Below are 24,707 nucleotides of genomic sequence, written 5' to 3'. Positions count from 1 at the left end.
AACCGCGCCGTCTTTACAGACAAATTCCGGTGCACGATAGGTCCGCTTCACCCCGTCCGGTGCGGCAGGCTGGTCCTGCGGAATTTCAAATTTGATTTCCTGCAGACGGAGATAATTCACCCCTTTGTGCAGATAGGCATTTTCGACAAGACAGGCATGGATGTAATAAGTCTTTCCGGCCTCGAAATTAGATTCGGTAAAATACAGGGCGATATCGGGTGCGCCACCACTGGCTTTAAGCGGGATCTGCGTTTTTCCCAGTAACGTCAGTGGCGTGTAGTGGTTCTTTTTCTGTATCTCTTTTCCGGCAAACAGATACACCGCGCCGCCGAGCAGGTCGTGCTCCTTCACCGCCTCCCAGTTAGAAAGCAGCGGAAATGTCGCCAGGCCATAGCTGTCATCACCGGGGCGCGCCTGAGGGTTCTGCCCTTCTGCCACGCTGACAGCTGGCGCCGTCGCAGCCTCCCAGGCACTGTTGATAAAAAAGTTCGCGGTGTTGACCATCGTCCCGACGCCATAAATCCCGGCGCTGAACGCGGTAAGCAGCGTGCGGTTTTCCCGGGGCTGCACGTTAATGACAGCGCTCCCCAGGTCGTCCAGCATGACGTAAAAATAATCCCCACTGGTTCTGTCTGCCGCACAGGGGACAATTTCACTGAACGAGGCGTCGCTGATGATGGCATCTTCAGTAATGCGGGTCACGAGGGGATAAAAACAGGCCTGGGTGTTTCTGAGTCCCGGCACGGTCAGTCGCCAGGTCATGGTGGGACGAGAAGATAATGGTCGCGTGCTGTCATTGCTGTAATCAATTAACACCGGTGTATCGGCAGCAAAAGTGACGTCAACATCAATATCGGCATCCCAGGCTACATTCCAGGTCACGGTTTCAGAGGCAAGCGGAATGCCGCTATTGTCCAGGCAGCAGGAAACCGTCCACGACAATTGGTCACCTTTCTTCAGGCTGTCATTCACAGTCAGTAAGCAGCCGCCATATAAGGTATTGCCGTCCTGCCACCAGGAGATATCAGGAGGATAAAAATTCCCCCGGTTTAATTTAAATGGACATTCGGTTCCGGAAAAACTTTCACCGGTTTTCAGTTGATACTGGAAAGTGGCATAAACCGTCTGCCCGGGAAAGATATTACTGTTATTTTGCGGGCTGATTATAATTTCGGATTTGGGTTGAGAATTAGCCTCCCGACAACGTAACGGTGCAGATAAAAAACCAGATGTATTAGCTCCATAAGCCCAGACAGCTCGATTATTAATTTCACTCTCAGTAAATGGCATTTTAGCTCGATTATTTTCATCTACCGAAACCCCGACCAGATCTTTTGCCTCATGTATGTAAATAGCATCTTCACGAAACCCAAAATACACTTTTTTACTTAACTGTGGGTATTCAAGATCATAAACTGATGGATAGTAAATTACTGTATCAGTGATATCTCTATAGTTACCTGTGGAATTAGTTACCACTGGATAATCATACAGCGGTGAAAGATTTAGTGGTTCGAAAGTGTCATCAATATTCATTACGGCTCGAATATCAACATCATCAACAATAAAAACCAATTCAACGACTGCATAAGTATATGGTCCAACTGTATTTCGTTTAGTTTGGCTGTTCCCTTTTTTTATCAGACAAGGGAGCAAGCCAGCGAGATACTCACCATTGCTGTCAATGTTTACATTAGTCCAGACACTAACCTCAGGATTACTTTGCTTCAAATCTCCAGAGTAGTTTATTACTGGTTCAAAACCGTTATAATCAGAGACTGTATGAAATGTAATAGCATCTACACATAGCTTTATTTGTTTTCCAGAAACAGGATTACCATATTTATCAGTTACCTTCAAAAGATAATAAATATGATATTTTTCGATATCCCCAAGATACCCAAGGTCAGCACTGTCGAAGTATAAGCCTCCTCTATAAACACCTTTACGCATGCTTAATGTGACTGTTAACCCATCATGCGTGGTTTTTTTTTCATATACTGTTGAAGTCATATCAAAACCTTGATCCTTTGCTCTCTGATTAGATTCAACAAGATTAATAAAAATCAAAATAAATAAAAAACCATAAAACAGTTATAATAAACAGTAATAAGTATTACAGGCTATCGTTTAAATTAATCATTAAAATATAATTGAAAACACCCACATATAAACTGGTTAGAAATGGTGCTTTAAAGGGGAATAATTTTAATTGGAATAATGGCAGTAAAATAATATAAAACATAGTATCAGCCGTGCATATGCATAATGCTATGGATTTAATCCTGAAGAGAGTGTTGATATAAAAAAACTAAATTCTAATAATAATATATATCCACATATGCTTTAGCCGAAATATCTCTGGGGTTTCCGCTGTTATCTCTGATTTTCCATAACGTGGTATAGTTTTTTGTATTCGTCGTCTGACCATTTTTAAACTGCATAACATCATTCATAGTAAAACCGGTTTGCGGATCATCGCCGGGATCGGCAACACTGCCAGGATAAGGAACATATTCACCCAGTAACGAACAATCAGTAGAACAATTAAATTTACTAAATCGCACAGAATAGCCCAGTTCAGTATCCATCGAAGGGGTTGCCCCAGAACAATTAACCCCAACATCAATGCTCATCTGTTTTGACTCACTATTCGGTTTTATAATCCCCATATCTATAGTGTTTTGAGGAGTAATAAGATAACAGTAAACAGAACCAGTATCTTGTGGTACGGTCTTATTATTGATTGCGACATAACCATCCAATTCCCATGCGTCTGGCTGGCCCTGATAATCACTAAATAACCCGGCAACGTATAATCCAGGCTTCACTATTTGGTTGGAATTATTAAAAAATATCTGACATAAAATTTGTCCTGCTCCTGCATTAAACAAATATCCCAAAGGGTAATAAGAGCTCATATCTGTTCCTGTAGGGGACAACACTTTTCCCAATGGTGAAGGAGGCGTGTTCAGAAGTCCGTTACAGCTCACGGAAATATCGACAGTAATGGAACTCCCAATGGACAGTGCAAATTTTCGATTATTTTGTGTTTGGTAACTACAGCGAACACCAAGCGCAACAGGAAAAACAGCACCTTGTGTATGACTTATGCCAGTAATTTCGCATTGCGCCTGGCTGCCATCAGAGACAGATGTTGCTAAGAATGATGCTGCGTGGGAACAAGAACAGACCATAAGGAACAGCAGGAACATAAATCTGAACATAAGTTTATCTCGAGGAAAGGGGGTGTTGATGACAAGTCAGGGTTAATTCATCTAAATAACGGTCGGAATCGTGCGGTAGTTTGAAAGATGTACTGCACTGTTTATTTATTTCACTACCCCATATAACGTGTAAGTATCCTTCATCAGTTAATCCGGATAAGTAAACTTCACCATTTTCACCAACAATTCCCGCATTCCCTTTATTATGATCCGTCGCTAGACTTACTATCGCACCAAAAGGGACAACACCTCGCTGATAATGCAACGTTATAATGGCCTGCCTTCCGGTGCGTACGGGATATTCTGCAACAACAACAGCACCTTTTGTCGGCACAACGCGTCTTCCGGTTTCCGTTAACATAACGTGGCTATCCAGACCATCAGGATCGAGATTAATAGCGTTATAGCGATAATTAGTGAGTGATGGAACCACGGCATAACCTCGCCAATCAGTATTTTCGTGAGTATTAACGATATGAACCCCGGAAGCGCCGGGGGCGCGGATCAGAGCAATACTATCCCCTAAAACAGGTGCCAGCGTCACTCCCCAAGGATGGATGACAACGCCGCCAGTAGCACTGGCGCTCGCCGTCTTCTGATGATGACTCCAGTCATAGGCAAATTGCGCATTACCCGTACTTCCGTCATACCCCATGTTTAACATTGTCATCGCATCCTGGCCTTGTGACGATGACTGTCCAAACTCATAATTCCAGTTGTCATTTAACATTCCGGAAAGGCTGGCCATTTGACTAAAATCCCCCCGAGGGTCGCGAATTGCCTGATAACTGAGATCACCATAACGGGAATTTGAATTGGATGAGAAGGTATCCAGCGGTACTGAAAGGTTAAAAGAAACCTCACAATTCTTTTTCTGCCCTGGCATGGTGAGCTGATTTTTATTAACGGAGATGTTTAACGACAGAGAAACCGAACTAACAGACAATCCATATCCAAAACTAAAACGGTTATCAGTTTCACTTGAATTCCAGTAATCCTCATGAATTGCGCTAAGATTCAAATTTCCCCAATGACTAAAATTTTGTCGCAAAATGATTTGTTGTAAATTCCGGCGACGCCTTCTGTTTCTGTATAATGCACCTAATACCTGACTCCCCATTAAAGAAGTTATAACAGGTAAAGTCTGACTATCCATGAAGGACATATAACCACGCGACGCATAACGAAAATCGTAGATATCAATAGTTGTACCCGTAGTAAGAAGATTTTTTGAGTACTTAAGTCGCCATGCATTACCCGATACCGTAGAACTATGAGGTTGGCTTGCATGAGACCAGGTATTATCAATCGATACAGCGCCCAATTCTCCCAGTGAAACGCCAGCACCTGCCGTCATGGCTACATAATTTCGAGAAAGCAAAAAGCCACCATAGCCAGTAGTGTTTGCAGGTAAACCATAAATAAGAGTTCCCTGTTCGAATGCTGGTTTAACATCCTTATGATAAGAGTTAAATATAGCTTTCCCCATCTCAAACTCATATTCAGCATGGCCATTTCGCTGCATGACGGGGAGTCCGGTATAGGGTTGAACCCACTGCTGGGTATTACCATTTGCTTCCCGGACAATTACCGTCAACTCACCGCTATTCATTGTCTGTGGGATATCTGTTAGCCGGAAATCTCCAGCAGCAACGGATGTCTGATAGATGAGATTATGATTCTGATAAATACTAACCTGCGCACGCGAGCTGGCAATACCAGAAATAACAGGAGCAAAACCACGTTGATTGTCAGGTTTCATGTCATCACTGGATCTCAACTTAAGACCTGTAAAATTAATACTGTCCAGTATGTCATTTTGTGTCCAGGTTTCTCCCAGAGTAAGTTCACTCTTTAATTGTTTTAGATCTCTCGCAATATATCGGTTAGAGAATGTCGGTGAATTTGCCTGTTGCGACCATGTAATGGAACTGCGTAACCGCCATGGTCCCCAATTTGCACCACCTTGTGATGAAAGAAAAAAAGAACGCATTCTTGCATGTCTGTTGGAGAAATCAGCATCACTTTGCATACCACTGAACATATAGTTAAACATCAGAGCGGGTATGCCGTCATCCCATTTGTCAACTGCAGGAAGCTGAGAGGATTCAGATGATTTCATTACTATTTGAGGAATCTCAACATTAAGTTTTAGTTTCTGCTGTTCAAAACGAAGCGTTGCGCCAGGAATAACACGTGACAAATCATCAATGTATTCACCGTTTTTTAAAGCTGCAAGTGCGTCATTACTATTAGTATTAACGCCCCAACGACTAAGTTGTTCGCGGTTTAACTGCGCAGTCAGTTTTTCTCCGTGGGGAGATACCTTAAACTTAACCATTTCTGAAGATATCCATACAGTATTAACAATAACATCAACCAGATATGTTCCTTCAGCAAGTGATGATTCCTTTTCAAACTGACTAAGGTCTATTTTTTCTATGCTGCCCTGCTGGTCTGTCACCAGTAGATCAGGATCGAAATAATCTTCAGCATGACACGATTTCTGGGAAAAAAATGGCCCAACAATCATTAATATTAATGATAATCTGAGAAGGTTTGTTTCGACTCTGGATAAGAGCAGATCAATAAGTTTCTTATGATTCATGATTAGATGAAGAATAATGTGATATCTAATGCAGCGTGAAATTGACCATTTCCGGAATCACCATCAGGCGGAACACAAATGCCTGTGAATAGTTTTGCCTTGCTATCATTCAATGAGTGGAGTTCACCTGAAGGAGCTGGCGTTACTGGCCAGGGAAGTAAATTTGCAGTAAGATTATTATAATTAATCACATTACCCTGGTTACAATGTGCAATGTTGGGTGCCGTAAATTGATCGGTAAAATTAAAAACAGCGGATAACTTAACATTTTTCGAATCTGCTGCACGGAAAGTGCGATCAGTATCTGCCACCTGCCCGCTAAAACCAACCATCACATTCTTTCCCGCATCAATGAGGCCTGTGCAGTTATTCAGAGTTAGTTCGAGAATATCAAGCGGATAGACATTATTTGGACCTACAGCAGCCAGTACCGATTTATTTATCGTCGTTTCAACCTCTGTTTTATCCAGAGAGATATCGCATGTTGTGGCTTCAACAACTGCATGAAAGTTTAAATATGCATATTCCTCTAAAGGAGCAGATGTCGGAGTTGGCATCGTAATTGCCTGCGTAACAACAGGGGCAAAAAAAATCAGAATGCTACAAAAAATATAGGGGAATTTTCTTATCAAAACATTCATATCACAACTCGCTAAAAATCCATTTGATATAAATCAGATGGCACACCAGAGTCATCCCGAAAACGCCATGAAACCTGATGCACGCCAGGTGAGCAATGTTGAACAGAAGTATTTATTTCCAATTTACCATAAGGTGGTACGGGTCTAATAAGTAGAGACTTTTTTATCTTATACTTATCAATAAATAGCTGCGTCACTTCCCTGTAATAACCCGAGCGATTTAAAATATTTAATTCACCATTATTGCAAGAAAAATAAATATCTTTTTCCTTAATTGAATCAAACATCGGGCGCCAGTAGACCCTGATGTTATAAGCAGTGACTAAGCGTAACTTAACCGAATTATACATTTTAATTTCAGATGGTATTAGTCTTAGCGTCAAATAGTATAAACTTTCTCTGCTTGATGGTAAGAGAATCGCGCGTGACGGCACTGCAAGTAAAGACACTAAGGTATCATCACCGGCACGTAGTTCGTGGACAGGAGGAGAAACTATAAAGGGTGAGACTTGATTATCATTAGCTGCCATACCCGTTTTAGGATCGTAACTTTGAATTACTGCCTGTAATAAATAATGCTCGGCTGTATGGTTAACCACCCTGAGCACGATTTTATTTAAATGTGAAGAGAAGACCAGTTTAGTTTTATTAATGAAAATACCCTGTGTAGTCTCATCGCACAACCCTTTGTTTGTTATTACTATTATAAGAAACACAACTATCTTGCGCAGAAAGGGCATAGATATCCTTTGTTATAATAAATTGTACGTCATCATTCTGGTTTCACCGCCCTGACCATTGATGAGGGTCCATTTAATTTCATCCCCTGACGATGTTATTACCTTATCAAGTGTAATTTTACTAAAAGGGGTTATTGTTCTCTGTTTACCATCTAATGCTATTTCTGTTCCATTGACAAAAACTCTGCTAAGCGTCATAAAATACGGACTGGTATTGCTGATCGTCAACGCATGTTCTTTTTTCGTAAATGATAATAATGAAACAGACTTCTCCCACGATACATTAAGGTCAGCGGGACGTGAAAGAAGTTTAATAATTAAACTCAGTGATACCGATAGCTGCTGTTTGACTTTGTTCAGTTCAAAAAATTTTTTATCAATTGCAGGTATGCTCTTGAAAACAATGTATTGTAATGTTTCTTGATTATGTTGCCATACCGGTTGCCGACGAATTATCTGTACTGTTTGCGACTGACCTGATGGCAATTTGAAAATCGGTGGCAAAATGTAAAAATTTTCCGAGGGTGTTAGTTTCTCTGTACTGCCGAGAGAATGAACAATTCCGCTCTGCACAAGCCAGGTATATTTACTGGTATTGCTAATCACTATCTCTGTGCTGTGCAATGTAGAGCTCATAATGACCCTGGTATGATCAATACTTAACCCATCAGCATGACTTTTTACAGGTAAACATAAGATAATGAACAAAAAGTACAGGGTGCGCATATTAATGAACTTTTCCCTGATGCATTTCTGCCATACCAAGATCGTTGAGAGTGACCCATGACACCTGTCGGTTGTTCCCAATTTTTGTGGACGTTAGGTCTATAGACTCAAAGGGAGAGATCATCCCCATATTTTTCAGAGTAATAGTAGCTATACTATTATGACCAAAAAAGAGGTCATGAAGCGAAATGTAATACGGACTATTATTCATAATTTTGACGCCCGTAGCAGTACGATTAAATACAATTTCTTTGGCTGCTTCATCAGCCCCCTCTTCCGTCAATCCAACTGGACGGTAAAACATTTTTATTTGTGAGGATAAAGAAAATATAATTCCAGCCTGAGTTTCAGGTAGTATCACATCTTGTAATGGTTCTGATGTGATAATACCACGAGAGATAAAATAAAAAACTGACTCTCTATCACGGGGAAGTTTGTCAACATTTTCCAACGCAATCATTTTGACTATTGATTCATTTCTTGGCGAAACTTTTTCAATTCCAGGAAGTACTTTAAAGTACTGACTATCCGGTTTACCGGCACTAACTCTGGTAATATAACTTTGCATCAACCAGGTATTGTCAGTATTATTTCTCAAACTTACCGAAACTGATGTCTTTCCTGCTGGATAAATTATCCTTAACGCATTAATTCCAATCCCATCTGCCCATGCAGATGGCAATAAAAAAAGAAACAACAAACTCAGTGAAAATTTAATCAACATAACCCTTTTACCGTATGCTTATTGGTAAATCATCATAAAATCCACAGGCACTTTAATATGCTGAGCAGACGCAGTATTCGCATTTATCGCCTGTAATGATGCGGTCAACGTTGTTTGTTTTCCATCAATTGAACTTATCACATCGCCTTTAGACACGTTGGCCAACTGAATATAATCATTGTTTTTAATTTCTGTCATAGTGGATGTATTGGCCGCAAAATCATACACACGACCTTTGAGAACCACGCCAACATCGTTTATCCCGGTATTACTCCATAATGTTGGCTCACCAGGAATACCCATTCCTGGACTAAATAATACTTCAGCATAAACCCCTCCATCACCCGGAACAGTTCCTTGTGAACTACCGGACTCGGTACAATTAGAGGCCCTTAAGTCAAAAGATTTTGTTCCCACATCTGTTTTTGACTTTGCAAAATCATTTTTTGAGAACGTACCTAATACTATGCTTTCATTTGATACACTAATATCGCATGTTGTTTCCGAAATTTCTGCATAGACATCAATATGAGCTGGTTTGCCAATTGCTATAGCGTTATTCCATACTCCCATTGTAACTATAGCCGTCAGAATACTTAGCGAATACCAATATTTCACAATAATTACCTTACTCATTATTTACAACAATAGCTAAATTCCCTTGTCATTCCTGAATCCAGTTACAAAACTAAAACTCACTTTCAGGAAAATATATCGCTAACAATCAAAAAATCTCGTAATTGAGTATATACAGCTCTGTAAATCAGAAATAGTATCAGAAACAAGATAAAAAAAGAAAAAAAGAAGATATATTTCAAAACAATAATTGCGCCTTTTAGCTAAATTCCTGGATTAAAATTGTTCACTAAAAAAAATAAAACACTATACCTGTACTCATTGAAGCTATTTGATTTTATCCTTTCTGAGGATCATGCTACGCAACATGAAGTTGTCATCATCCATCAACAATAAGTCGGGCCAGGAACACCGGTACATCAGGAGGTGTGGTAAATGAGCTGGCGATGGTATTGACGACTTCTGAACGATGAAGCTCCATTATGATTGCCAGAGCTCAGCGCCAGCATAAACCACCGTAGATTGGTCACCTTATCCACGAGTTGATGAATAAAGGCTGTAAACGGTAGTTCTGCGGTAGACTGGTTATGGTCGTGGACGAAATCTGAAGCATCGATAACAGCTAATCATTTGTTGGTATGCACCCATCTATGTGTTTCATATCCCTCACTTAATCAATGAGATAAAAAAGATCAGCCTGATATTGTCAATATCAGGCTCATGTATCATCACTGTACAGTCTTCATATGAATCCGATACGGTAAATATGAAAATTAATGAATGGGCATACTTGCAACAACCTGCATTTCGTCAGTGTACAAGAATTCAGGGATTCGATGTCGCCCCCCCCCCTTCCTGATATAGCGACGCTGATGGCATCCCGAATTATTACTTATTTTAAGATAGTGAATAAATCACCTTAGGTTCTTTGTGTATAGTTCATTTCGTTAAGTAATTTTATCTTGCTTATTAAACTTTTGATTTACATAAGTGCCTGCCAAAATTCACATAAGAAATCACCAGGGACATAAAAAACAATTATGACAGTATCAGAATTCTGTTATCAGGTGGTTATTAATCATTATGTTTTAACCAGTTTCACGTATTGATAATAGATTAATGTTTATATGGTAATACATATTTGGCAAGGAGATATAATATGAACCCTGAATTGAATTTTGATGATGAAACCGGTGTGCTTATGTTTGGAAAAAAATCGACCAGATTAAGCCCAAAAGAAGCGGCGTTGTTTTCGTTGCTGCTGCATAAGCAGCAGTCAGATAGTATTCTACCACGAAATGAGCTTGCTCAATCTGTTTGGGGAGAACGATGGGAGGTGATCAGTAATAATAATATTCAGCAGCTTATTCTTCAGCTTCGTAGAAAAATTGATGCTGTCGGTGGACCAGTGATAATTGAAAACATTTACAAACGAGGTTATAAAATGACCATTCATGCACAAGGAGCTGGAAATACGATAAGACGTAATTTAATCACTCGATTTGTTTCACTAATATTAAATTTTATTTGAGTTCACGCTACACACACTATACCTATAATTATTTATGTAGCCTAATAGTTTAATTCCTTATTAGTGACATTAGAATAATTAAATTTCAATATTATGCAATGCTTTAGCTATTGTTCCTCTGTGCATCCAGATGGCAGGGGAATATTTTTTATTAACACTGCAATATAGCAACCACAGTATCATTTCTGACAAAACGCTTACAGGTCATATAATTAACATACAAATCATTTATTAACTAATTTGACAAAACTATAATTGAAGAAACAAGCTACCATTGGCATAAACGTTCTTCTTCATTTTTATTTATAAATCACTGAAATGTTATTTTTTAACTAATAATCAAGAATAATTGTAGTTACTCTCTATATTCCACAATCTTTTGATTATCGGCGTTATTGTTTTTTTAAATTTTTACTCAGCTAATTTGTCAACAGGAAATGTAGCACTATTGAGCCTTTCATTTGCTTTAATAACCAGGTTGTATCACAACCTTACCTTTGAATATTAACAAGTTCAGGTCAATGACGAGGCTCACCTTGCATGATTCCTCAGCTCCCCTCGTTATCTTTGGCTACGTCCAGAGTTACATGGTAAATTTTAAACATGTTCCTTTATATGGTTTGGTACCCGATCATAATGTGCACTTTCAATAAGTTATAACCAAAACCACATTCTTCAGTAACTTGTTATTCTTAATTGATACAATCAAATGACAGGTGATGCCAGATTTCATAATTATCATCAAGATTTTATTTTTTTTCGTGTGAAAATGAATGTATCTGATAGATCAATAACCCTGGATTTTATTGTTTTTAATGGAGAATTATATGATAACAAAGATGACAACCAGGTTACTTTTTGCCGGCACACTAATTCTTCCCGCTTTTGCTTTTTCTTCAGTTCTTACGGCACAGCAAAAAAATTATCTTGAAGAAATTATGGCGGCACAAATCAGTAATGAACAAGATAGAACAGCGATCAAAAATGAGTGGACCGAAGCACATCAGGTAGCAGAATTCCTGTGCCTCCCCGTTGCAATGACTGTTATACAAAAACATGAATCTCTCGTCGAGAAAGTCACACTCAGTGACGGGGAACAAAATAGTTTAATATTACATACTCCTATCAGACTAACTGGCAATGGCCAATACCTTATTTACGGGTCGAAATGGATCCCATTTTATTTCCGCTGTGATCTATCTTCTATCACTGGCAAAGTGACCCGCTTTGTAATTGATCATCATACTCCATATCCTCATAGAAATGCCGTTTTACAATAGCCCCCCCCGCCAACTTCACATTTATCATAGATAAATCATTCCTGTTACCAGGCAGGAATGAGTATTATTCCTGCTCACTCTCTGATGATATATACCTTTTTTTGTTACAGTAACTTCAGGTTACCCGCCCCCACGATTTCCGCCGTATATGCCACTGTTGTTCCTCTTATTTTTCTATGTCCATTTCATACTCAGCCATAACTGAGTTTACGATCTGAACTATCGTAGCCTAGTTTTCGTCATCATTTCGCAGCCAGGATGATAAACAGCAGTCTTATGCCAGTTAGCATCTAAGCGCCAGAGGATTATGACACGTTTAACCACCTTCAATGATCACAGACATAAGTAATCAACTGTATTGAATATCTGATACAAATCTTCTATTTTTATATTATTTTTATTACACTGGTCAATAATAAGTATTTCGCTTCGACAATACTGTTCAGTTAGACAAACGTAGTGTGTGTGATATAAGAAGTAGATACTCAAGCAGAACATAAGGAACATGATATGAAAAAAATACACGTCCTACTACTAGTCTCATTCATATTATCAGGATGCACAACAGAATGGCAACGCACTCGCTCTGATGCCCAGGATCTTTCAACTGCACAATATGAATGCGGAACATTGGCTGAAGAGAAATATCCCGTTAAGAATAGAGTAGCGGAAAGAACAGTTTATGAAGCACACGTCGAAAAATGTCGCAACAACAGGCACTGCAAAAAAAAGTATGATAGCTCACCAACCTTACGAAGTTATGTGATTGATGTCAATGAACATACTCGTTATGAGTGGATAGAACTTTGTATGCAACAAAGGGGATGGATATCCAAAGTTAAAGTGCTTATGTAAGGTAAGTGATAAGAATAATTATCAGGCAATGGCCCTATATACACAATTTTTAATCCTGTTAATAATGATTCTTGTGTGAGGTAATTCCTGCTACAACCGTCCTACTCATTGTTCGATTTTCCCACCATGTATCATGGTGGGTATTTTTTATCTCAAAAGAAAATATCATCTAAATATGATTACGCTCGATTATCTTTATCGTTAGAATTTTAGTCAGTGCGCATTTTGTATTCTTCAATATATCCCTGTTCATTACCGATACATTATTGTATTGCTATATAATTCCCCCCTACTGACATCATACATCGACAGCTGCCACAAAAACTACGGGCATACGCTTCACTATATTTGTCACAGCGCCGCTATATGCCCGTACTAAAACAGTAATATGTTACTGTAAGCCGGATTCTGTTTTCTGTCAGAAAGTCTCGCTTAATTGAGCCACAGCACCATATGTCCGATCAGTGCCCACCAGGCCTGCCAGATCCAGATGTACCATATTAAAAGGTGAAATGCCGATACCGGCAGTAAAGGCGCTACCCTCTGAAGAAGCGATGTTCTGACGATAGCCCGCACGTAGTTGCACCCAATTCCAGGCGTTAACTTCAGCCCCCATAGCCGCAAACTGGCGCTTTGTATCATGGGTAAAACCACTGGCCGGCGTCAGATCTACATCCAATGCAGTCGTCACGATTCCGTTATGCCATGAGCCCCCGGCAGTTACCTGTGGGCGAATCCTGAAGGTTTCTTTCAGCCCGTTAACTTCTTTCGTATCAATACTACGGGGAACAATATTTTGCCCAGCCAGACCCAGCATCCAGTGTTCATTCAGCTCAGTAGCAAAACCAATGTCGGCATTAATACCGGGAGTATTATTACGGTATTCATGGCTACGGAAATCGTGGCTGTCGTAATTCTGTACCGTGGTATTGTAATTAAACAGATCCACACGCTGATATTTCGGAGTTACGCCAAGAGAATACCTGAGCCCGTTCGTCTCAAACGTCCTAGCAATAGCAATCCCGACATCACTCACTGCCGCCGCACGACCATAGGCCCGCGATGTCAACGTATCAGTATCGCTCGCTGTTGGAATAATTTTGCCCTTAGTCACATCATCCAGATATTGCAGATCGTGGTCGCTGACCTTTCCTTCCACCGTTGCCGTCCCCCATGACTTCAGTATCAGGGCAAAAGGTAATTGACTGTTCGGAACTGTCGCGACCATGCCTACACTCGCCAGCACATTCACCTGTGTATTTTTAAATTTCTCCAGTTGATGTTGCAGATCGGTCGCGGCCCCCAAAGGCGCGACTGCACCAGATAGAGCTGCATCATAGCGATCCCAGGCATCTTTCACGGCATCCACATCGCTCTGCAAATGGTCGGGATCCGATACCTGTACTCCGACTGACGGCAGAATCATGCTGAAATCATCGGAAGCGGTGGCACTCGTCATCAGTGCCGGATTAGCGAGTGCTGCCGCACAATAATGAGACGATGCAACTCCCGTCCCTCCCATAGCATCATTACTGGCTTCCATATAGGTCGTAGACGACTGAGCATTACCAGACAGAGCAGTAAAAAAAGCACAGGTCAGCAGAGAATACTGACTTAGCGTAAATTTCATTTTTATTTTCCTGGCCAAAAGAATGAATTGTTTTTAATAAAAATCCCACCGAAGCTATATACAGGCATCGCCCCCAAAAAATAGTGCGTAGTTATCACGAAGGGAGATTCTGATATTTAATCGATGCCGAAACAGATTGTTTCCTATAACTCAAGACACCTAACCAATCGGTAAGTTCACGGATATTAATCGCAGTAACTAATAATCTTTTTTTAATACTCTGAGGCTGGTTCAGCACTACCATGTCCAGCATCAGACAATGCTTACTTATTGATTTTAATGAATATAACTTACATAAACGACAATGTGTATTTAATTTACGACTTACAAGCACGCCATTCCTGTGTTACGCAGGACTCTCATATTTTCCGTATTTTGCACATTATTTTATTTATGTTTATTTAAATTCATTCAGTTATGATTTTTTATCAAACATCATATTTTAGCCTTATGTAAAATAAAATCACCACCACCGTACAATTCATTAACAAATAAACCATTGATGATATACAAAAATAGTCACACCAAACAGTAAATTACTTTAAGAAAACACAATTCGTATTTCACGTTCTAATCCATCACTGAATAGGAAAGCAGATTCATTGTAACAGCTCCTGCTTTATGACTTCCCATCAGAATTTCATCACGACACCATCAGGATATTCCAGTCTCCCGTTGCAATGATAGACGAACAAAATCCGATCTTTTCTACCCGTTCAAAAGCCGGTCCAGAGTTAACAGTTTTTCACATCGTGCCAACTCCCGGGTTCAAAGAGATCTTAAAGAAATCATCGGATGAATTTACAGCATCGGAATTTCTACATATTAACGAGAGGTCTACATTATGTATCGACATCATCGTTCTTTATTGTTTTTACTGATGTTAGGTTACCATGCCTCAACACTGGCATCGCCGGTACACCACATCAGACACACTCCTGTCGTCAATCATCATCGCAAAACAAAAACATCCCACTCGACAAGACAGCATAAATTGTCGCCCAATACAGTCTTCATTAATACGCTGATGGCACAACTGGGTAAGCCATATCGCTGGGGAGGCGCTTCCCCTGAAACCGGATTTGATTGCAGTGGTCTTATCTGGTACGCGTGGCGTAAGAATTTTCACATTACCCTTCCCAGGACCGCCGCCGGCATGTATTCCATGCCACAGGCACACCATGTTCCTTATATGCTTCTACAACCTGGTGACATGGTATTTTTCTCAATACATGGGGAACGTGTCGATCATGTCGGTGTTTATGTGGGAAATGGACATTTCATAGAAGCGCCACATACAGGGCAAAATGTCAAAATTGTCAGCCTGGAAAAAGATTTTTACCGCCGTCATTATCTGGGAGCAAGACGTCTGATGATTTCCTGAGGCGTTCCGATTCCGTATGCTGACCACACAAAAGCAGGGAGGACTTCAGTACATCCTTATACTGGACGGACTGGAGTTCTCCCTCCAATGGATATGTGCTTAGAAAGCGTCATATATATCCATCATTCTCTCTGGAGAGAGACCGCCCGGAAACGGGGAACACTTATGCGATCATCGAGAAGAACAATTCACCAGACATATCAAATTATTTCTATATCGCACACCACTTTATACCTATCAAATTAATTAACCAAATGATTTAAAACGATATTTATAGACTTCACCATAAGGATATAATAATTATTATTCCTATGGTAATAAATTATACAGTACATAAGATTGAATGAACGATAAGATAACCATAAACAGGTTAGTATATAAGCCATAAATAACATCGGATTTCATTTAATTTTATTAATATCCATAGTGTTCCATTCTACAGGAATAAAAATATTAATTTTACCAGCAATGAGGGGTTGTTTATGAATGCAATTACCGGTGTTTTAGTGGATGGATATATTTTTGATATTAAAAATTATATGATTGATGATTATCATTTTCCTAACACTCTGTTCCCTGGTGCTACCTTTAAGATGGTCATTGATGATGACCCGGCCAACAATACTAACGTAGCCTGGAAGTGTATTCCTGATAAAATACTGACTGTTAGTCAGGATGGCACAGTGACCTTTCCGAACGTGGATGAAAGTTGTTGTAGTAAATCGTTTTATATTTTTGCTTAGTGAATTTTTGTCAGGATATACCTTTACTGTAAAACGTTATTTTAAATATAGCAATAAAATTTATCACACAAAAGAAGGGGCTTTAACATGGATTGCAAGTGTAAAGGGACAACTTCCAGCACGGCGCGATATGAATGATTCCGATTTGAACAATTATGAACAATATAACAGGCGCGAGGTTAATACCGGCCTTTATCAGGAATGGGGCACATTGGCTAATGTTGGATGGAAATTAGAACCACAGTTAGATGGTTACTGTCGCATTTATACGGCTGAAAACGATGAATTTTATTGTGCAGAGAATAATAGACTAGATCAGCTCACTGATTCTGGGTATATCGTTCAGGCAGTAGCATTCTATGGCGAGCCTATAGCCAAGTAGTGAGAAAGGTTAAATTCCTTTGCTCACTGTCATTTTCATTATTGTAAAGTAAACAACCACTAAAATTATCAAAATACACGCAGTAAAAAAGGATCTTATAAAGATCCTTTCTTGCGCTATCCATACAGTCCTTATCCTTACCAAACCTGTCTGCAACACCAGACCGTACGAATGAGGACGTTTGAGGTACAATCTTACTGCATTTCGCTCGTTTTTATGCTCCAGGAAATCTGAAGCGTTTAACGTTCATAGCAGGAATCGATTACCTGTCTGTTGTAAATCCTGACCAGGCACTTTCACCAGTTACAGTTCTTAAATTGCAACCATGTGCAGATTATCGCTTCTCGCGTGATGCACATTTTTCTGGAACAACAGTGACGCTCTCACTTTTTAGCTCGACAATTTTTTGTTTTACGGGAGCCTGAGTTAATACTTCAGCTTTACCTGTAAAAACACCACCTTTCTTAATAGATAAAGAAATATAAACCAATGTTCCATCCAGACGGCCATTTTCATAAATATCAACAGAATCAGACTGACAATGCCCTTTTATATTACCATCCACAATTAACTCCCGGCTGGTAATATTTCCTTCCACGACACCATTGCGCATTATTTTCACCAACCCATCCTTAGCAATTACGTTCCCATTCACACAACCATAGATGTATATTTGTTTATTAGAATTTATATTGCCATCAAAGACGACATCACTGGCAATAACCGTGCTATCTGTCCCTGTCTCATTAGCTGAATTTCTGTTTTCCATTTTTTTTACAGTACTACCGACGTCTACAACACTTTCCGGTGTTGAAAGTATTTCTAATTTATCTTTTGCTGCCTTAGATTTGTTAAACATCATGAGTATCCTTTTCTGTAAAAAATGCGTTGAGAAAGAAAAAATTATGAGAAAAAACAATATCACTGCGATAAAAAACTTTCCTGAATACCAGAAAAATAATGCCAGACTCCAGGAAATGATTCCCGCATTCAGAAACATGTTGTTCGCTGTATAATTATGAGAAATAGAGTTCATCGGTGAAATCATCTGTAAACGATATCTTCGGGAAGATGCTTATCCCAAATGATGTTAAGGCAAGGTAACTTCCCCATAAATACAGTCGCCATTACTGTGATTGTGTACGCTACCTCATCCCACAATAACTGTGATGTATTGCTTCTCATCTCAACATATTTACTTTGATTTACAATAATCATGGACCGGGACATAACATACCTTCTTCAGTGGTTATACGACTGCAATGAGGATCGCTGCCGCAATGTACATTGACTCACTGTACAAATCGGCCCAGGGGGAAAATTCTAAAGGGTTGAGGTCATGCGCTAAACGGTAGGTAACCAGAAAGTGTCGTTGGCCATCTGAACAGAGATAATATGCTCTCCACAGAACATGACAGCCGATGGCGTAAAAAGTATCGCAACAATAACAACCATGAAGGGTGTAATGATGGGACTATAGCCTGATGGCGGCTCACGAAAGAACAGGGGTAGTTAGTTGCCAGCTGCCCACCATGGGTATAAACGCGGTGGTCCTGGATACACGCTATCTTGAATCACCTTAACTGGTTGAGAGATGGCCAGTTTTAGTTAATCAATACAAATCCACGTTAAGCGTTATGTGTTGATATCGATGCGAAGGTATTGAGAAAGTAGTGAGCCGTACAGGGTTAGCCTACCGGACATCATGAAACCGGCGCGAATGCCTTCGCCCCTGTACACCCATCATATGCGAAAGTGACCATGCTTAGGGCATAAAAAAACCGCTAATGCGGTATATGGCACGATGATTGTCGGGAGGCTAATCCCGGCCGCAGATTTACTACAGCACTGGAATATTCTACCAATGGCACATTTATGTCAATTCGGGTAATTACCGGGGAGTTATTCAAATGGTTAATGAGTCAACGCTAAGTCAGGCATTGCCCATGAGCCCCTGATCAGCAAGTCATCCATAACATCAGGAATAGAGAAAGATATGAGCCAGACATTAGCTGCTCGGGTTCTTATAAATAATCAGTAACAGCCAAATCAACCTGAGCTAATAGACCTTATAAGTTCAGAAGCACTATTCTTATAATTAGTTACTAACTCAATGATCTGTTTAACTTCAAAATAAAGAGAAGGATCAACTACAGGAATAACATCATTACTCTTACATATAAATTTAGTTTTCTCACTACCTGAATAACAACGTTCAGCCTCAGCAAGAATAGATATTACTGAACCGCATTCAATATTGTATTCTATTAAATTTCCATTTAATGAGATAGCAGGGATCCTGAATTTTGATTTGATTTTATCATTACCATCTATTATCAAACCTTTTGATTCAAGATATTTTTCCATTACTGTAACATAATCAGTACCCAATGCTTCCAACCCTGCAACTATCGCAAAGATGTTCTGTATATTATTCTGTATAATCAATGTGTTATCTAATAATTTTTTCGCATATTCTATATATTGCAAGGATGATTTTTGCCACTTTTGATACTCTTCGTTTCTGTTTTCATTTTCCTTTTTTACAACATCTATATATTGATAAATTTCCCTAAAATCCCCCTCTCCCCCATTCAGTTCGAAAATACCAGAAATGCCTCGCGTTATATCGTGCAGTAATATTTTAATTGCTTCATTGAGCTTATCATTTGCTTTCTGGTAACGTTTTGAACGTATTAAAGCTTGTTGGCGAGTTTTCTCTAATTTTTCTGCGATTCGAGCATTAACAACAAAATCACCTTCAATTGTGGATTCAGGGAAGGCCGGATAATGATATTTTTTGATAAGTGACAGAGCGTAAGGTTCTTTGCTTACATCTACCACCTGAACAGGAAATTGAACCAGTATTGGCAGGTCATCGCAATAATGTGATGACGTCTCACTACGAAAAGCTAATGTCCCGTTAATCCCTAATTTTTTTACACAATGGTCATCAACGCTACACATAGTAAAGTATGCGTCTACTAACTGAAACCTCTTCAACAACCGCTGTCGGCAATCAGAATTTTTTGCTATATCCAGCAATCGGCATAATAGCCGGTAGTTGCCGTAACCAGACTTATCATTTGTAGATACCAATAAACTCAAACTGAGACAGGCCTGTGAGACCAGGTGACGCAATGCTTCAACATAGTTTTGTTGAGCAAGTTCTTTTTCTGCGCTTTCAGATAGTTTTGCTATTTGCGAAGATACCATTAATAAACCAGCAATTACCTTCGCTTCTTTTTTCTGCGCCTTGCCAAAATCAGGGCTAATTGTACGCATGATAATATTGAGACAGTTATGAATTGCATAATCAGCAATAGCATCAGCCCTGCTAAAATCGACGTTTACCCCTGCAACATCCAGCTGATATTTTGTCGAATACGTTTCAATTCCATCCAATGCAGCGGTTTCTAAATGACTCATCGCACATACAGTAGAGCATACCTGGACATATTTTTCTGACATATGCGATTTTCTCCCTTCAAAAGGATCGGCACACTAAGCTGATATGTCTTAACACGACTTAACAAGCACAGAACACATCATCAGTTGCGATCCCGACGCTTAATCCTTACGGTTCTTTTATTCAGATTTTCCAACGTTAACGTTAATAAAATAAAAACTGGGTCAAACAGCCATCATGGCAATACTGTCGCAAGGTGAACAGTTCAGTATTTATCTAAACGTTTTTTGCCTACATACCTGAAAAGTACATGAAGGATTATTGGTACATAGTAGCCATTACATTCCGAAATAAAGCTCTTTTCTATCAGGTTGTTGCCTTACTGTAATCTGCCATTTAGTCATGCTGACTTATACAAAGCGATTTCATGTTCTACTGAACCGCCTTTTTCATTCATGATGATTAAAATCTTTCGCCAACCTTCAGTGTAAGCAATCCATTGATTTACTGAATTTTTTCAAAAAATTTCAGGTTGAAATCGTCAACATTAGCATTCGTGTACTTAAGGTTCCTCTGTCAGTCATTAACCATACGTTGGTCCACACCTTTAACAGATACGTTTTATAACAACGTTTCATCATTTAACAATGTTAAGTGAGATTTTTATTGATAAAGCGACCAGGTAGCTATTTGCAGGCAGTAAGAAAAGCGCATCAACAGACTTTATAGCCCAAAAATTTGAGGTCAGAACTCAATCCGTAATTTCCACTTTCAGTTCCGGCGCCAATGAGTCGAGAGTCACAATAGGTATAATGTGTTAACAATCACTGAATGATATTTCAGCCCTCTTCACCCTGGTGATTTCGCCATAGAGAAAACACAAATAAAGCTTTGATTTATAGCGTTTTTTACTACCGATTTCAGGGTGAAATCGACACACGGTTACTCAGTGCAAACTATTATTTCATACATAACTTTATAATTTTTTTTACCAATGAGAAATATGGCAGAAATGGATACTACGTCCACATATCAGCCATATTAAATGGAGTACCTTTCCACATATGACATAAAAAAAGGACTAAGCATCTCGATCAAAGAAAAGCTATCTTCATACAGCGGGCTAAGAACGTAAGGAATGAATTAATAATGACAAGAAGAAAACAATTAAATAGCCTGCTAAAAATCGGGCGACATCATGGGGGAAGCTTTTCAACTTACAGACTGATATGAATCAAAAAAGAATAACACACATATGAATAACAGAATTAAAGGGTAATTAGCCAGAAAAGACGGTTCAAGTTTTGATGTCATTTCTATAAAAGACCAATTCAAATTAATACTATAGATAGTAATCTTATACTCTGGCTGACCAGGATAATGAAGGATTGTCCTTATGATAAACTATAGACAGAACATACTTATTAAGGATAAATAAGCTACAGTGAGTAATAAGCATCTTTAATATGCATGAGCATAAGTATGATCATCACCAGGCTCTAACCTAGAATGCCAGGATATAGTTATCGTTTTGAATTATTTATTGTTTATTCATATATTGATTTTAAATTGCACAAACATTCGTACGCTCAAAAGAGCAAGAAGCCAGAGCTATCAAAGCAATCTGAACCAGATCATGATGCATAAGCTATAGAGAGAACAGATGTTGTAAGAGATATCTTCAGATTAGCTCTGTTATTTTGAAATAACATATAGATATAAAAATACATATGATAAATGATACAGATATAACAGGCACTTTCGTTAATCAGACAACATTATATCCTCATCGCTCAAACCAATATAACAGTGTGTCATAAGCACTTTATCAGCTTTCTTACACTCTTACATGATAACCACGTCCCGAACTTTGGCCTCTGAGCTTTCCTGTCTTTATCTTTTCTTTAGCTGATGTTTCTCAGCATATCAGTACGTTAGTTTCATTTAAATAAACTATAGGCAGCAATATAAACTATAGAGAGTAACATATACTATAGGTAGTAACATAAACTATAGAGAGGGAGTAGTGTCGATTTTTAAGATTAATATAAGCTATAGCGAGTATAAGCACTAAGGCAAAAAACAAGTAACTATCTGATTTATATTGCATTAATAGCATTTGTGTTTACTTTTTAATCTGCTTATTACTTATTATATTTAAATCAGTAATCCTTAACTTGATGCAAACACCATTGAGCAGAGCAAAGGTCGTCAAAATCCTATGTAAAACCAGGCTTAAAAGAAATCAATAGTGATGCAGAACAGCACCACTATTGATGTAAGAATGAGAGGGGATGTATAAAACACATTAATTTTCAGCTAGTTATATAAAAAACTGAAGATATCAGCGTTGCAAAATCGAAAGACACTATCCGATTAAACATAAACTATAGTGAGTATTCAGTCCATTCTACTGACTACAGCTTATGTTTTACGAAGGTTCAAAAGAGCTTCCAAATCTTTGAGATCAATCCCCAGCTTTTCTAGTAACTTAACTTTTTCAATCAGAGAAGGATCAACCGAGTCATTTGTATGCTCAGGTTGTTCATAGGCTTCACTATCAGAGCGGGGAGCTTTTAACTTAGGCCTGCGATAATGCACGTTAAAATACACACTCCGTCCACGTTGCAGCTCCGTGTAATCCAGATATCCGATCTCTTTCAGCTGCTCCATTGCCCTGCGAACCGTCTGATTTTGCGAAAAAACAGGCGATTTCAGGTTTAGCCTGGCGCGCAAACGCGCTATTGAGATAGGTGCAGGATTTTTGGGCAAGCTTTCGATATAGGTGTACAGAGCCTGCGCGGACTCACGCCGCTTAAGCGCGTTTATCGCTTTTAACTGCAACAGAACTTTTCGGTCAAACTGATAAAGCTCAAATAATCGGGGGTCAGCCTGGAGTATGACGATATCTTTAGCTGTGTCGTAGTACGCGGATTGAACCAAATGCGTCGTATATTCTTTAGTCTGGCTGGTAAACGAAATGACTGTCCCGGCAATCCGTTTTAAGGAAGGGCTGATACGTTCACGAAGCTTTTTAGACGATCGGCTTGACGGGATCCCGCAAAGCTTTACAAATTCAACAAACGAAAGCTGAACCTTATCACCTATAACTTTATGTTTTGCAAAAGAATGTATGATTCCCACCCAGGTTTTGAAATCATTGTCCATATCCAGTCGCGGGCCAATGATTTCCACTTTGTCAAAACCCTCAGCCTTAGCAAGTGAGAGTCTGGTCAACTCTTCAGTGGCATCTGTCGTTGAGAGTGTATTTTTTTTACTGTTTTTAAGCGATTTGAGGGTAGGCACAAATACCCCCAGGCGCATTAGCGCAACAGGCTGTACAGTGTTATTAGCGTTCGGAGTAAGAGATACAACTTCTCCTGTTCGCTTATCTACTTCATCAAAAAAATCTTTAATATCAATATCTTTTTCCAAAATCAGCTCCAAGTTTGGGCACCCAGTCCATATAACCGAGCTAATAGCACAAGAAAACAGCTGTTGATATGCTGTGCGTAACCTGTGTATACACCTGTATGAATCTATAAGGGCATCCGTATGTCATTATAAAATAAAGAAAAAATACATTATCGCTATCGTTTAATTTTATAGAGAGTGCTCACTATAGCTTATACAGACTGCAAACTACAGCCTGGGTTTATCTCGCTACAGCATATATGAATGCAGGCTATAGTTTATAATTTACAAACTATAGCTTATCAAGATCGCCCGGAAGTCAATGTTGACGCAGGCTACAGCGATCTGGGATCTATTTAGGATCTTAAAAGGATCTACTTAGGATCAACTACTGTGATCTAAACGAATAAAGTAATTATGAGTAATGAGCAGAAAAGTTCATCGCCAGAACCCGGGAATGACAAGAGACATCAGCTGATTATCTGAAGGTAAAGTGTGCCAGGCAATCATCATCAACCTGAGGCCACATACGATTACTACCGGTACGCATCATCTCGTACGACGGGAAGACGTCCTGTAATACCCTGTAAATAGCGCTGTAGAGATGTGAGAGGCCTCAAAACGTCACAGTACACTGATGTGGTAGCCAATACGGTTCAACTGACTATCAGGCGCTGCTGGAGCAGCATAATCTGTACAGACGAATGAGCACTGTGTGAAGAAAAGTCACAATTGGAAGGTATTAAACAACAAATAAACATCATAAAAAATAACTCAATAGCATTGAACGAATAACAACAACAAAAATTGAGATCATATATTTATAAAAATAAAAAC

Annotated in this window: 18 protein-coding genes; 6 read left to right on the top strand and 12 right to left on the bottom strand. The window is 39.2% G+C overall.

Annotated elements, in window-relative coordinates; translation table 11 throughout:
• The 8 genes from D9742_RS06845 to D9742_RS06810 all read right to left on the bottom strand — a co-directional run.
• On the bottom strand, nt 1-2,013 hold a 2,013-nt coding region (locus tag D9742_RS06845), incomplete at its 3' end, for a hypothetical protein (protein ID WP_130236388.1).
• Nucleotides 2,014-2,318: 305 nt separating this feature from the next.
• Entirely contained in the window at nt 2,319-2,921 is a 603-nt protein-coding gene (locus D9742_RS06840; RefSeq protein ID WP_130209583.1) for a hypothetical protein, read from the bottom strand.
• Between the two features lie 310 nt (nt 2,922-3,231).
• Nucleotides 3,232-5,835 carry a fimbria/pilus outer membrane usher protein gene (locus D9742_RS06835; protein WP_130209581.1) on the bottom strand — a complete coding sequence of 868 codons (2,604 nt, stop codon included), beginning with the start codon at nt 5,833-5,835 and terminating at the stop codon, nt 3,232-3,234.
• A 2-nt stretch (nt 5,836-5,837) separates the two neighbouring features.
• Nucleotides 5,838-6,392 (bottom strand): hypothetical protein, encoded by a 555-nt coding sequence (locus D9742_RS06830; protein ID WP_130209579.1) that lies wholly within the window; start codon nt 6,390-6,392, stop codon nt 5,838-5,840.
• A 95-nt stretch (nt 6,393-6,487) separates the two neighbouring features.
• Nucleotides 6,488-7,216, bottom strand: a complete 729-nt coding sequence (locus D9742_RS06825) for a fimbria/pilus periplasmic chaperone (protein ID WP_130236387.1) — start codon at nt 7,214-7,216, stop codon at nt 6,488-6,490.
• A 12-nt stretch (nt 7,217-7,228) separates the two neighbouring features.
• Nucleotides 7,229-7,942 carry a molecular chaperone gene (locus D9742_RS06820; RefSeq protein ID WP_130209575.1) on the bottom strand — a complete coding sequence of 238 codons (714 nt, stop codon included), beginning with the start codon at nt 7,940-7,942 and terminating at the stop codon, nt 7,229-7,231.
• Between the two features lies 1 nt (nt 7,943).
• Nucleotides 7,944-8,666 (bottom strand): molecular chaperone, encoded by a 723-nt coding sequence (locus tag D9742_RS06815; protein WP_130236386.1) that lies wholly within the window; start codon nt 8,664-8,666, stop codon nt 7,944-7,946.
• Between the two features lie 18 nt (nt 8,667-8,684).
• Nucleotides 8,685-9,302: a fimbrial protein gene (locus tag D9742_RS06810; protein WP_130209571.1), complete on the bottom strand. Its 618-nt coding sequence runs from the start codon at nt 9,300-9,302 to the stop codon at nt 8,685-8,687.
• Nucleotides 9,303-10,401: 1,099 nt separating this feature from the next.
• Between D9742_RS06810 and D9742_RS06805 the strand changes: the two genes are divergently transcribed.
• The 3 genes from D9742_RS06805 (at nt 10,402) to D9742_RS06795 (ending at nt 12,908) form a co-directional block, all read left to right on the top strand.
• Nucleotides 10,402-10,773 (top strand): winged helix-turn-helix domain-containing protein, encoded by a 372-nt coding sequence (locus tag D9742_RS06805; protein ID WP_130209569.1) that lies wholly within the window; start codon nt 10,402-10,404, stop codon nt 10,771-10,773.
• 827 nt (nt 10,774-11,600) lie between these two features.
• Complete coding sequence (locus D9742_RS06800) at nt 11,601-12,053, top strand: hypothetical protein (protein WP_130236385.1); 453 nt, start codon at nt 11,601-11,603, stop codon at nt 12,051-12,053.
• Nucleotides 12,054-12,563: 510 nt separating this feature from the next.
• On the top strand, nt 12,564-12,908 hold the full coding sequence (locus D9742_RS06795; RefSeq protein WP_130209565.1) for a hypothetical protein: 345 nt from the start codon (nt 12,564-12,566) through the stop codon (nt 12,906-12,908).
• A 418-nt stretch (nt 12,909-13,326) separates the two neighbouring features.
• On the opposite strand, the gene D9742_RS06790 is transcribed toward D9742_RS06795, so the two are convergent.
• Nucleotides 13,327-14,538, bottom strand: coding sequence for a conjugal transfer protein TraF (locus D9742_RS06790; protein ID WP_167850505.1), 1,212 nt, complete (start codon nt 14,536-14,538; stop codon nt 13,327-13,329).
• A gap of 844 nt (nt 14,539-15,382) precedes the next feature.
• Between D9742_RS06790 and D9742_RS06785 the strand changes: the two genes are divergently transcribed.
• From D9742_RS06785 to D9742_RS06780, 3 genes are all read left to right on the top strand, one after another.
• Nucleotides 15,383-15,922 carry a C40 family peptidase gene (locus tag D9742_RS06785; protein WP_130209563.1) on the top strand — a complete coding sequence of 180 codons (540 nt, stop codon included), beginning with the start codon at nt 15,383-15,385 and terminating at the stop codon, nt 15,920-15,922.
• Between the two features lie 482 nt (nt 15,923-16,404).
• Entirely contained in the window at nt 16,405-16,665 is a 261-nt protein-coding gene (locus tag D9742_RS23360) for an Ig-like domain-containing protein (protein WP_240730454.1), read from the top strand.
• Nucleotides 16,625-17,047 carry a hypothetical protein gene (locus D9742_RS06780; protein ID WP_240780502.1) on the top strand — a complete coding sequence of 141 codons (423 nt, stop codon included), beginning with the start codon at nt 16,625-16,627 and terminating at the stop codon, nt 17,045-17,047. Before D9742_RS23360 ends, D9742_RS06780 begins: the two co-directional genes overlap by 41 nt.
• 334 nt (nt 17,048-17,381) lie before the next feature.
• On the opposite strand, the gene D9742_RS06775 is transcribed toward D9742_RS06780, so the two are convergent.
• The 3 genes from D9742_RS06775 to D9742_RS06765 form a co-directional block, all read right to left on the bottom strand.
• Nucleotides 17,382-17,909 (bottom strand): polymer-forming cytoskeletal protein, encoded by a 528-nt coding sequence (locus D9742_RS06775; RefSeq protein WP_165382768.1) that lies wholly within the window; start codon nt 17,907-17,909, stop codon nt 17,382-17,384.
• 1,187 nt (nt 17,910-19,096) lie between these two features.
• Entirely contained in the window at nt 19,097-20,518 is a 1,422-nt protein-coding gene (locus D9742_RS06770; RefSeq protein ID WP_130236384.1) for a hypothetical protein, read from the bottom strand.
• A 2,362-nt stretch (nt 20,519-22,880) separates the two neighbouring features.
• Nucleotides 22,881-23,873: a RepB family plasmid replication initiator protein gene (locus tag D9742_RS06765; protein ID WP_130236391.1), complete on the bottom strand. Its 993-nt coding sequence runs from the start codon at nt 23,871-23,873 to the stop codon at nt 22,881-22,883.
• Nucleotides 23,874-24,707: the final 834 nt, after the last annotated feature.

This window comes from Escherichia sp. E1V33 (assembly GCF_004211955.1).
In the GTDB taxonomy this organism is placed as follows: Bacteria; Pseudomonadota; Gammaproteobacteria; order Enterobacterales; family Enterobacteriaceae; genus Escherichia.
The sequence above is the reverse complement of the archived record's forward strand: the minus strand, read 5'-3'. Positions and strand labels throughout refer to the sequence as shown.